Genomic DNA, 14,270 nt, shown 5'->3' on the forward strand with positions numbered 1-14,270 from the left:
TAGATTGTTTACAAAAAGAGGCCAATTGGCCTCTTTTTTTATATCATTTTGAATCTAGACAATTAAATCATTCAACTAGTCTTTAAAAATTAATTAACAGGGTTTATGCTTAAATTTGCGCTTAATTTCATCAATAACGTATAGGTTAATGATGACAATGGATTGAAAGTTAAGGAATGCAAATGATTGTGGATAGCATTGATGTATTGTATTACGTAAAAATTGGCTCGAGCGTATTCGCAATTGCGAACGATGGTCAATGGCACGCTATTAGTTCTGAACAAGTCATTAATACTCTTCCATTATATGATATCAACGCAGAAGATATCCTCATTAACGACCAAAGCGCACCCTATATCGTCGTTGATCAGCAAGTTGTCACTATTCCAAATACTTTATTGATTAATTCGTCTCAAAATCCATCAACTCCCTCTTCTACACAGCCAAATAGCCCTGATAGCCAAGCACCTGATAACGCATATAATAAGACGCCATCTTCAGAGACACAAGGGTTAAACTATTTCTACAATGTCATTCAGACTCAATACAATGCTTTAATCGCACAATCTGGTTATAACTCTCAAGGTGATAACCTTTTAAAGGACACTAATAACATTAGTTCGCTAATAGGCGAGCAGGATTCTTTTGTAACACTCACTCTATCCGTCAATATTGATGATGCCAATGATGGTTATTTAAATAGATTCGAAGTCCCTTCTGTTAGTATTTCTGGTCAAGCATTAGATGCTATTAATGGCCAGATATTGAGCTTGAAGCTGACAGATGTTCATGGCCAGCAACTTTATATAGAAGTCACTGTAATCAACGAAAGTTGGCGTCTAGACAATGTTGATATATCCAACCTTGCAGAAGGACTTCTCAATGCAGAGATAAGTGCTCCCACTTATCAAGGAATAGCTGAACCCGCTTTTGATAACTCAGTTAAAGACACCCTTGCTAGTATCAGTATCGAGATTGAAGATCTTGATAATGTTATCAATGCTGCTGAAATATCGTCTGTCATCATTAAAGGGACGGTGGTTAATGTTGAAGATGGCCAAACGATAATGGTGACCTTATCTGATGCAAATGGCTCAAACCATCAAGTCAACACCACGGTAGCAAATGGTATCTGGACTCTTCCTCCTCAAGACTTATCAGACTTTGATCAAGGCTCCCTGATTGCAACTGCTGAAGTTATCGATATTGCAGGTAATCCTGTATCTGCAACCACACAACTGCCAGTCGATACTCTGGCTGATATTACCATTGAAATTATCGATAACGATGGCGTCATTAATGCTACTGAAATTACACAAGTCGCCATTCAGGGCACTGTGACCAATGTTGAAGATGGTCAAATCGTTACGGTAACCCTAACGGATAATCAAGGCCACAACTTGATGCTCACCACCATCGTCACTGGTGGCATTTGGGTATTGCCCCCTCAAGATTTAACTGCATTTGATGATGGCTACCTAATAGCAACAGCTGAAGTCTCTGACATTGCCGGTAACCCTGCATCTGCAACCACACAACTGCCTGTCGATACTCTGGCTGATATTACCATTGAAATTATCGATAACGATGGCGTCATTAATGCTACTGAAATTACACAAGTCGCCATTCAGGGCACTGTGACCAATGTTGAAGATGGTCAAATCGTTACGGTAACCCTAACGGATAATCAAGGCCACAGCTTGATGCTCACCACCATCGTCACTGGTGGCATTTGGGTATTGCCCCCTCAAGATTTAACTGCATTTGATGATGGCCACTTAATAGCAACAGCTGAAGTCTCTGACGTTGCGGGTAACCCTGCATCTGCAACCACACAACAGCCTGTCGATACTCTGGCTGATATTACCATTGAAATTATCGATAACGATGGCGTCATTAATGCTACTGAAATTACACAAGTCGCCATTCAGGGCACTGTGACCAATGTTGAAGATGGTCAAATCGTTACGGTAACCCTAACGGATAATCAAGGCCACAGCTTGATGCTCACCACCATCGTCACTGGTGGCATTTGGGTATTGCCCCCTCAAGATTTAACTGCATTTGATGATGGCTACTTAATAGCAACAGCTGAAGTCTCTGACGTTGCGGGTAACCCTGCATCTGTAACCACACAACTGCCTGTCGATACTCTGGCTGATATTACCATTGAAATTATCGATAACGATGGCGTCATTAATGCTACTGAAATTACACAAGTCGCCATTCAGGGCACTGTGACCAATGTTGAAGATGGTCAAATCGTTACGGTAACCCTAACGGATAATCAAGGCCACAACTTGATGCTCACCACCATCGTCACTGGTGGCATTTGGGTATTGCCCCCTCAAGATTTAACTGCATTTGATGATGGCTACCTAATAGCAACTGCTGAAGTCTCTGACATTGCGGGTAACCCTGCATCTGCAACCACACAACTGCCTGTCGATACTCTGGCTGATATTACCATTGAAATTATCGATAACGATGGCGTCATTAATGCTACTGAAATTACACAAGTCGCCATTCAGGGCACTGTGACCAATGTTGAAGATGGTCAAATCGTTACGGTAACCCTAACGGATAATCAAGGCCACAACTTGATGCTCACCACCATCGTCACTGGTGGCATTTGGGTATTGCCCCCTCAAGATTTAACTGCATTTGATGATGGCTACCTAATAGCAACAGCTGAAGTCTCTGACGTTGCGGGTAACCCAATATCTGCAACCACGGGCGATCCCATTGATATATTAGCTGCAGTCAACATTACCGTTGACACAGGCAACGACGAATTTGTTAATCGTTTCGAGATGAAGAAACTTGACTTTTCAGGCTCCGTTTTTGACGTAGAGAATGGTCAAGCTGTCACTATCACCATTACTGATGTTGACGGAAAGACTCTCACCTACACAACCCAAGTCGTGGATGGTATATGGCGAATTGAAAATGCAGATATTGAAGCACTAGTCGATGGGGAATTACGTTTTGATGTTAACACTCAGGACATTGCAGGTAATCCGGCTTCTTCTTCTACAACGGTAATTAAAGATACTGTTGCCAATGTCACTATCAATGTCCTTGATAGCGACCAGATTTTAAATCAGCAAGATATTGATGACCTTAATACCATTTTTGGGGTCGCTAACAATATCGAAGATGGTCAAGTCATTTTCATCACAGTTACCGATAGTTTAGGCCAAGTTTTCACCCTTTCATCAGAGGTGAATAATGGTCTTTGGACTGCATCAGGACTAGATGCTTCTGATTTAGCAGACGGTATATTACACCTTTATGCCGTCGCAATTGATGCAGAAGGAAATCCTGCATTTGCTACTAATACCATCATAAAAGATACCCTAGCTGATATTACAGTTGAGATTATTGATAACGATGGCGTACTTAATGCCGCTGAAATGACGCAAGTCTCGATACAAGGTACTGTTGCTAATGTTGAGGATGGTCAAACCGTTACTGTGACGATGACAGATAATCAAGGAAACTCCCTCAGTGTAACCACAGTAGTTATCAACGGAACTTGGAACTTACCTCCACAAGATTTATCAAACTTTGATGATGGCTCCTTAATTGCTACTGCTGAAGTGAACGATATTGCAGGGAACCTTGCTTCAAATTCGACTCAAATACTTGTTGATACTAGCGCTGAGATCTCAGTCGAAATTATAGATAATGACGGTGTCATTAACACGACGGAATTAAGCCAAGTCATTATCCAAGGGCGCGTAAGTAATATCGAGGACGGTCAACTCGTTACAGTAACGCTAACTGACGATTTCAATAACTCATTAACATTAACAACAACCATCATAAATGGAGTGTGGAGTTTAGCCCCTCAAGATTTATCAGCGTTCGATGACGGTTCACTCTTAGTGACAGCTATCGCATACGACAATGCTGGTAACCAAGCACAAGGATCGACCTCAATCCCAATTGATACGACAGCTGCAATTGACATCACGATTATTGATAACGATGGTGTTATCAATGCTGCAGAAATGAACCAAGTGGTTATTCAAGGCAGCGTCACAAACGTTGAAGATGGCCAAACGGTTACGGTGAATCTCACCGATAACCAAGGCCACTCACTGACCCTAACCACCATCGTCACTAGTGGTGTTTGGATTCTCCCAGCACAAGATTTATCAGCCTTTGATGATGGCTCACTAGCGGTCACAGCAGAGGTCAGCGATATAGCAGGCAACCCTGCATCAGCCACCGCACAAATGCCTGTTGATATATTGGCTGATATCACTATTGATGTGGACACGGGTGGAGACTCTGTCATTAACCGCTTTGAAATGCTGCGCCTTGATTTCTCGGGTCAAGTTGATGATGTTGAAGACGGTCAAACCATTACTATTACCCTAACTGATAGCCTCAATAACCAACTCACTTTCAATACCACTGTCGTCGCAGGTGTTTGGCAAATTAGCGATGCAGATGTTTCATCACTCGTCGATGGCAATATTAGCTTTACAGCGAATACTATCGATATCGCTGGCAATCCCACTTCTGTCACAGCCATTGTCAGCAAAGATTCTCAAGCATCTGTGACCATTGAAGCGGTAGATGATGACAATACGCTTAATGCAGTTGAAGTCCCCAGCACAACTTTGCGCGGTGAAGCACTTAATATTGAAGATGGTCAAAATGTACTAATTTGGGTGACTGATTCAAGTGGCACTAGATTGATATTTAATACCAGTGTTGTTGATGCTCAGTGGCAACTTGATAACCTTGATTTGTCATCATTACTTGATGGTGAACTCACGCTACGTGCATTAGCTGTCGATGTAGAAGGTAATCCGAGCATTGGCAACAACACAGTAGCTAAAGATACAGCTGCCGATATCACTGTGGAAATTGTTGATAACGACGGAGTTATCAATGCCACTGAAATGACTCAAGTAGTTATTCAAGGTAGCGTCTCAAACATTGAAGATGGCCAAATAGTTACCGTCAATCTCACCGATAACCAAGGCCATTCATTGACAGTAACCGCTATCGTTACAGGTGGTGTTTGGACACTCCCAGCACAAGATCTATCCACCTTTGATGATGGATCTTTAGCAGTCACTGCTGAGGTCAGTGATGTAGCGGGTAACCCTGCATCAGCCACCACACAAATGCCTGTGGATACAACCGCATTAATTGACATCACGATTATTGATAACGATGGCGTTATCAATGCTGTTGAAATGACCCAAGTGGTCATTCAAGGCACGGTTACCAATGTCGAAGACGGTCAAACCGTTACCGTGAACCTCACCGATAGCCAAGGCCACTCTCTGACCCTAACCGCCATCGTCACTGGTGGTGTTTGGATTCTCCCAGCACAAGATTTATCAAGCTTTGATGATGGCTCATTACTTGTCACAGCAGAGGTTAGCGATGTTGCAGGCAACCCTGCAACAGTCTCCGCACAAATGCCTGTGGATACTACCGCATCAATCACTGTCGAAATTGTCGATAGTGATAGTTTCATTAACCAAACTGAGCTTAGTGCAGTCATTGTCAGCGGTACTGTGACGAATATCGAAGCTGGTCAGCAAGTCAGAATCACATTAACCGACGCCAACAATGTATCAACTACCGTAACGACCACGGTCAATACTGACGGTACTTATAGTATTACTGCTCAAGACCTTGCTGCTTTAGGGTTTGTTGATGGCACGCTTACGGCAACCGCCACAGCAATAGATATTGCAGGTAATAGCGCAACTGCATCAGATCAAGTGCTCATTGATACTCAAGTGACAATCGATATTGATACTGGAGCCGATGGTTTTGATGTCGGTTTATTCACCTATGGAAGAGAATCGTCTCTTGCTGGAACTACAACAGGGGTAGAGCAACGCCAAACGGTCACACTTACATTAACCGACGGTATCACAACCAAGACATTTACCACGACGGTCAACGCTGATGGTAGCTGGCTGTTTGACGACACTTTACATGTTGATGGTTTAAATCAGCGAATGAGTTGGCAAATGGAAGTCAGCGTTAGTGATTTAGCCGGTAATACTGCTGTGGATGATATGCCATCATTGGATATACCCAATGATGGCTATCTCTACGAGTTAGCATTAAACATTAACAATCAAACTGGTGCAGAATTTAGTTTTGATATTCCTGATGCGGTACTTTCTTTATCAGCGGATCAATCCTTTTTGTTACGAAGCCAATCAAATGGGCAAGACTTAAGCATTGTCATTGCGCCAGATGGGTTATCGTTCCAAGTCTTTAGAAATGGCGATAACGAACTGGTGCTTGAGGCTGCGTTAACGGGTGCAGACCTGCAAGTCACTCTTTTTCAACCACTTGATAATCCTGCAATTGGTAAACTCTCCACATTTATTCGACTTGAAGGAGTCCAAACGGATACCGATGGCACCACAGAAAAAATCATTACCTATGCCATTTTACACGCCAAAGACACACCAGAATTGGCCATCGATGATCACTTTACTGTTATTGAGGATACGTCAATAACAGGCTCTATCACAGGTAACGACTATACAATTGAAGGGCCACTGATTGTTGAAAGCATCAACTTTAACGGCACTGATTATGCTGTTGCAATAGGAGCCCCTGCCGTTATTGATACAGGCAAAGGTGAGTTAACCGTGTTGTATAACGGCTTTTGGCGGTTTGTAGCGAGTGATAACCTCGACAATACGATAGAACAATCAATTAGCTTTGATTATACAGTGACAGATTTTGACGGCAGTATTGCTACTGCTACCAGTACAATCACTATCATTGATGGTGCCATTGGAATAATGGCAGATGCCACATTTACGACTTCAGAAACTGTAATTACTTCGCCTAATTCTGATACTCAAATATTTACCATCACCGCAGGTTCCGACACGATTATCCCCAGTTCAGTGGTTTTTAGTGCTTTATCTTTAATCCCATTAACAGCGCTAGGGCTAACCTCTAACGGAGATGCCATCAGTTATGCCTTAAGCGGTGACGCTAAATCAATTATTGCCACAGCGAATGGGGTGACAGTATTTAGTCTGTCTCTATCGGCCATTAGTAATGGTGACGATGTTAATGTCACCGCAACAATGAATATTGAAAGGCCACTCGATCATAGCTCGTCAGATTCACTCGAGCTGGCCACATTGATCGATGCTGTCGATATTGATGGCAGTCATATTGACTTAGGCAATCTTAATTGGGCCATTAATGACGGCAGTAATGCCCTTATTGACAATATCAGTACTTTAACCTTTGATGAAGCTAATCTCATTGGGACACCTCTGGTTCAAACAGGTCAGTTTGATATACAGGTTGGCGCAGATGCGATAAACACTCTAGGGTTTGATGCTAATGAGCTGCCGGTTCTCACTGCAGGTGGCGAGCAAATCATGTTCGACATTTCAGTAGATGGTTTAACCTTAACGGCCTATGTAGGGGATATTGGCCAACCTATCTTTACCATTGAAATAGACAATAACTGGAACTTAGAAGCCGATACACTATCGCATAATTACACGACTACTTTATATCAACCGTTCGACCAAGTTGGCACCGATGAGGTCAATATTGGCCTGTTTATCACTGACTTTGACGGTGATACCACTCAAGCCAACATGATGTTAATCGTCCAAGATGACGACCCGGGTGACATCACAGGCATCAGCTTAGAAATAAGTGAGCTTCCTAGCATCAGCCCGGGCGTCAATAACCGAGTCAAAGGCTTAATTGACATAACGACCAAAGGCGATCCAATCGTCGATATTAAGTTTGACCTCTATGATTTTGATCCTGTATTAGATTCCGATGGCCAATTAGTCACTCAGAATGGTTCGACAGTATATTGGGTCATTTCTGATAATGGCGCCACAGCCGAGGGGCAACTGTCCGACGGCACCTTAGTCTTTAGAATGGCACTACCAGCCGATATTCATATTGATGCAGAAAGTACCGCTCAAATTGATTTTTCCATGCAATTGTTTGGCCCTATTGATAATCAAACTGGCGCAGGAACCGAAAACACCATTAATGTCGATATCCTCGCGACAGATACTGATAGCACAGGTATTAATGCCGTCATTTCAATCGATATCTATGACGGTATAACCCCCAATTTACCTGCTTCATTGAGCATAGCAATCAATGAAGGGGAGCTGGTAGATAATATTAGTGTGTTAAGCAGCGCCATACTCAATATCGATGGTGGCAGTGACGATATCAGTAACATTGAACTCGCTGCAGGCTTTAGCTTTGGCAGCTATACCAGTGATGGGCAAGCCATTGTATTAAGTAATTTTGCCGATGGAAGTGGCTGGTACAACGCCATTCGAACTGGTGATAATAGCGATGTCTTTAGAATTCGATTTAATGCGAATGGCAAAGTCGAGTTTGAACAATTTGCCGCCGTTGATCACCCTGATGGTAATGGCGAAAACAACCTAACAATGAGTTTCGAAGTTGTAGCTACCGACGCTGATGGCGATCAGTCCAATAATCAAACCATTAATATTAATATTCAAGATGATGTGCCCATCCAAAACGACTCATCACTCACCTTCACTGAAGAAAATAATACCGAATACAGCGTCAATTTATTTAACCAAAAACAACAAGGTGCAGATGGCGCTCAGGTCAGCAAATTTATTTATGATGGCACAGAGTATTCAGCTGGGGACTCCGTTGAACTGTTCACTGACACTGGCGTTAAATATGGCACACTTGTCATCACAGCTGATGGTAAAGCCACTGTTACCAGTGTGGTTTTTGAATATGCTGAGCTATTTTATAGCGAAGATGTGCAGGTTTATGTCACCGATACAGATGGTGATACTGTCATTGATAACCTCACGATTACAGCTAATGATAAAGCTGGTTCAATCAAGGTGCTCAACCCTAACTTCACTGAAGATACACCTGGCCTATTAGCCATAGTCGCGTTACCGGGCGATATTGATGAAGGTGAAATTATCCAAAGCATCATTATCAATAAAGCCTCCCTTGCTGACGGCACACTCACCTTAGACGGTCAGCCCGTGAGCCTAGATGCTGATGGGAATTATATTTTACAAGGCAGTGACCTATTTATCAGTAATTTAGGCATTGCGATTCCAAATGGCGATTTAGTGTTTCACCCTCCAGAAGATGCATCAGATGCCACCTTAGCGATTTCTGCGCAAATCACGGTCAACATTAATAATAAACCGTCAATCACCACCGAAGTGCCTTTCTCTATTGCCTCTGTAGCAGACACGCCAGAATGGGAAAGTAACAGCCAGTTCAGCTATGACGTCAACGAAGACGCTGGCGCCATTGATATTAGTATTAACGCGACCACAAAAGATATTGTAGGGACAGATCCGCAAGGCTCAGAAGTTATTATTTATGCCATAACCAATATTGCTGCAGGCATTACCATTACCAGTACCAACAGCGATGGTGTTGAGTTTTCTATTGCCAACGGACAAGAGATAAGCGCCGATGAACTCGCCTTATTGCAAGTCACTGTCGATGACAATTTGGCTGGTGAATTTAGTTTTGATGTCACTGCACTATCAACCGAGCCTGACAATGGCTCAACCGCGCCAAGCAGCACTGAAACCGTGGTTATTAAAGTAACGCCTGTTGCAGATACGCCAACACTTGTTACAAGAGACATCACTAGCCAAGAAGATGTCCCCATTGCGTTAAACTTGATGCTTTTTGGTTCACTTACGGATAATTCAGGCTCAGAAAACCTACACTTTGAATTAACCTTACCTACAGGCTGGGCGATTGATGCGCCAAGTGCAGTTGATTTGGGCAATGGGGTTTGGACCGTCTCTTTTGAGGATGTATTCTCTGCGCCACCTGCTGAGGCGACTCTCATCCCACTGGCAGATGCCAGCTCTGCCAATTTAGGGGACTTTGATATCTCAGTGCGAAGCTATGCTACTGAATCATCCCAAGATGGCATCGATCCCGTTGATAATCCACTAAATCCTAATCCCAACTATAGTCAGCCGCAAAATGTCACCATTTCACTGACAGGTGTAGCTAATGACGCACCGACAATTAATTCAGATCCCAATGTATGGGAAATCACTGACTCAGGCGATATTAATTCAGTAGTACCTTTTAACGAAGATAGCGATATTCCTTTATCGTTTACAGTTATCAGCTCAGACGATGATGGTTCCGAGAGCTTAAGCTTACGATTAGTAGGCTTACCTGATGGCGCCAGTTTTATCGATTCAAATGGCCAAACAGTTAATTTATCAGTGGTCGATTTTGACAATGGACTGCCCGTGTATAGTGTGACAGCAACTGAGCTATCGACATTATCAATCAGGCCCCCTGAAGATTTTAGTGGCCAAATAAACTTGACGCTATTTGTTGAAAGTACCGAATTGGACGGAGACATAGCTGAGTATGAGTTAAACCTCAATATAGATATTGCCCCTGTCATTGATGAAACGTCCGACTCTTTAAAAACCACCAGCTTGGGTAAAGAAGATCAACCCATAGTGCTTAATTTAATGCCGGCTCTGTTAGCTGATATGGACGGCAGTGAAACCATCACTGGCATGACAATCTTCCCATCAAGTGAAGGTATGATTTATCTATTTGACGGTGCAGAAATAACGGTCAGTAGCTTCGGATCACTATTGTCAGAACTGACTGATGAGTTTAGCCCAACACTGACCGAGTTATTAAATTCAGGTCGCTTAGCCGTATTACCACCACAAGATGCCGATGGACCATTCACATTAGATGTCAGTTATCAAATCACCGATACATCGGAAACTGGCGCGACGACAGTACAAGAAATAAGTAGCCAACTCTCAGTCGAAGTTGATGCGGTGGTTGAGGTCATAACCCGCTTACAAATTAATAATACCGTCCTTTACAGCTCAGATGGTCAGCCAATAACGCTTACCGATGACATTGTCTTTTTTGACGGTGATATAGACGGCTCTGAAGTCATCGATTACATCGTCATAACGATGCCAAGTGCTGATGGATGGTTTGTTACCCATCCCAATGGCGCCATCAATGATGGTGACGGCCGTTGGATTATCCCCAGCAATAATATGACCAACGACACGACTCAAGAACAAGCATTATCGATTTTAGAGGGTATGACAATATCAAGCGAACATGCCACTGTTTTGCAAGGTATTATCGTTGAAGCAAGAGTGTTAGACAGAGATGATCCTGAAATCATTACTGCAAATATCTTCGTTACTTTCGATCAACCAACTTCAACATCTACTGCCTCTACGGTAACTGCACTGCAAGCCACCGATGTCGATGCGACAGAAGACAGCACCATCAATTTTGCGGGTCATCTCAACTTATCCATCACCAGTGATAATAATGATGTCATAAGCTTTAGAGTGCTAGCCAGCGACTTACCTCAGGGCGGTTATTTTACCGGTAGTGACGTTATCGCCCTCTATGACAGTAGTGGCGAAAACATCATCGAATATGTCTTTACTACAGCATCGTTAAGTAACTTAGCATTACATAATATTTCTGAGGATTTTTCCGGTGATTTGACTATTCCTATTCGCATCATTGCCACAGACTCATTAAGTGGTGATACCAAAATAGATGATTCTCAGAATTTGGAAATTAATATTACCCCAGTGGCTGATGGTGTCACTCTGGAGTCATTAATTGATACCATGGATGAAGATGACCCTAAGGCCCTAGGGTTATTTTTAGCCTTCGCTGACACAGATGCCACCGCTAACACTGGTGGTGAAGAAAAAATCATTTTGGACGACCCTGCACAGCTATTTACCATTACCCTGCTCGATGGCGGCCAGCTCATTGATAACACTGGTTTGTTCCAGCTAAAATCTGGCACTGATGATACTTGGGAATTTACAGGTAACACCAATGTAGCATTAAACAATGCCCTAGCTTTATTGCAATTTTCACCACCAGAACACCTAAGTGGTGACTTTAGACTACAAATCTCTGGTTCAGTTAGTGATACGGCAGATATTGATGGTGCTAATGTTATCGACAACGCAAACTTCAGCGATACTATAACGATTCAAGTCACCCCTGTTACTGATGCTGCAGAGGTGCCAGCAGATCTTATTATCATTCACGGTTCTGAAGATACCAATATAGCGCTAGCAGGGATCGATAGCTCTGTGATTGGTCTTATTGATGTAGATGGTTCTGAAGTGCAATACATCACCATCCAAGGAGTCCCAGAAGGTGCCACTGTTTATTACCAAGATGCTGGTGGTAATTTACAGCTTTTACCCAACAATGGTGCTGATGGAGGTCAGTTTAATGGTTCTCCTACAAGCTACTGGACTATTACCCCAGACCAACTCGATAGCATTGTCATTAAGCCACCGCAAAACTTTAATGGCGATATGTCATTGTCACTTTCAATCATCACTCAAGAGTTAGGTACTGATGACTTCGTCACAACCTCTATGGACTTTTTAGTGGGTGTCAGTCCAGTCGCAGATGGTGTCCAAATAATCTCAGATCCAGATGACTACAGCGCCATAGAAGGCGATGCTATCAAAGTCGAACTAGGGGCTGAGCTAATTGACCTTGAAGGGCATGAGTCCATTAGAGTCGAAGTGACGATTACTTCAGCAGAAGCGACTGCCCTCATCGATTTAGCAGGTATTGAAATTGATGGTCAATTTGCTGCATTAATTTCTGACGGGAATGGCGGATTTACAGCATCGCTGCTGGTCAATGAAACCAGTTTAGAGGAAATAAAAATCTTACCTGGTGAACTTGCATTCGGTACCTTACAAGTTGAGTTGGCACTTTCCAGTATTGATACAGCTGAAGTACTAGGCTCAAATGAAACAGATCAAAGCGCTGCACAAATAGTCAATTTCGAGATTGAAATAACCCCAGAAGTCGACCCACCGATTTGGACACAATTTGGCGATATTAATGCTTTAACTACCAACGATATCCCACTCAACCTTGGGCTTGAATTACAAAATCCAGCCCCAGGAGAGACTGCAAGCCTCACTATTTTAGGCGTGCCTGACGGTGCAACGTTATCAGCTGGGACCCAACAAGGTAATCAATGGATTGTCCCAATTGAGAGTGTTGCTGGCCTAATGATAAGCGGTGTAACGGCAGGTACCACTTTTGAATTAAGTCTAGACCCAACAGCAACACTTGATGGCGAATCTGCAGAAGGCGCTCTAGAAACCATCACAATTACCGTTGATGTTAACGCAGTAATGAACAGTCCAGCTGCCATGGCCAACTTTGCTTTCAATGATGCGAATACCGATGTAAATCCTAATAACCTTGAACCCATGACACAAAGCGCAGCCGTTTATGGTGTACACCTTGAAGATTTCCAACAGCAAGTCATGGAAGAAATGTATCAAAGGATGCAATTTGAATACATGAGGCAATATGACACGCCTTACCGTTATGTGTCGCCAATGGACCCTATTGACTCAATTTTGCCAATCAATCCTGTCATTAATGATGCAAGTACTAATACAAGTACCAATACAGGTACTCATGCAAATACTAATGTAATTTCTAATGAAAATGCTTATGCGCAAGATTTCAGTACCCCAGCATCGCAGCAAAGCCTGTCAGCAAATGTCGAAGCTGCACCTATAGACATTCAGCCTTTTAGTATTGATTTTAATCCCAACACAAAACCTGAGTATGGCTATCAAGATCCTATTGGCAGTGAGCTTATTGATGGTGAACTTATTAGAATTGAGTTAAGCCCAAATAATCCTGTCGACGACATTACCCCGATTGAATTTACACTCAATCAATTCATGCCAATATCAGCACAACCAACAAGTTTAATGACTACGAATGACATCATCTCAGTAGCCCAAAATTCAGCGTTATCCCTGATCAGTGTTGATACTCATTGGGGGGATAAACTTATTGAACAACCAGGATTTGGTTACATACAACCTATTCCTGATAGTTCACCGACTAGATTTTCACAAACAGATGCATCACACACAGATTTATCTCACACCAATAGTGCCTTTAATACTGAACTTAGCAATCAACCTAATGATGAAATCAATTCGCTAAATTCACTTACATCGGCCATTAAAGATTCCTTATCAAAACAAGAAACGTTAACCACCAGTTTTGAAAGTGAAAGTTATTTAAATCAATCAGAACTAGATGAAATCAATCAACTAACTCAACAGCAAACGCTGCTAAACCAAAGTTAAATATTTAAGTAACAATAGTGATAAAAACAATATAAACAGAGACATAAAAGCTAGATAAAC

General features: G+C 42.6%; 1 protein-coding gene. It reads left to right on the forward strand.

All coding sequences use genetic code 11. The annotated features are described in order from the left end of the window. The first annotated feature begins 182 nt into the window (after nucleotides 1–182). Nucleotides 183–14,210, forward strand: a complete 14,028-nt coding sequence (locus Q4600_RS14080; protein ID WP_303517058.1) for an adhesin — start codon at nucleotides 183–185, stop codon at nucleotides 14,208–14,210. Nucleotides 14,211–14,270: the final 60 nt, after the last annotated feature.

It is taken from the genome of Shewanella sp. 2_MG-2023 (genome assembly GCF_030548905.1).
Lineage (GTDB): Bacteria > Pseudomonadota > Gammaproteobacteria > Enterobacterales > Shewanellaceae > Shewanella > Shewanella electrodiphila.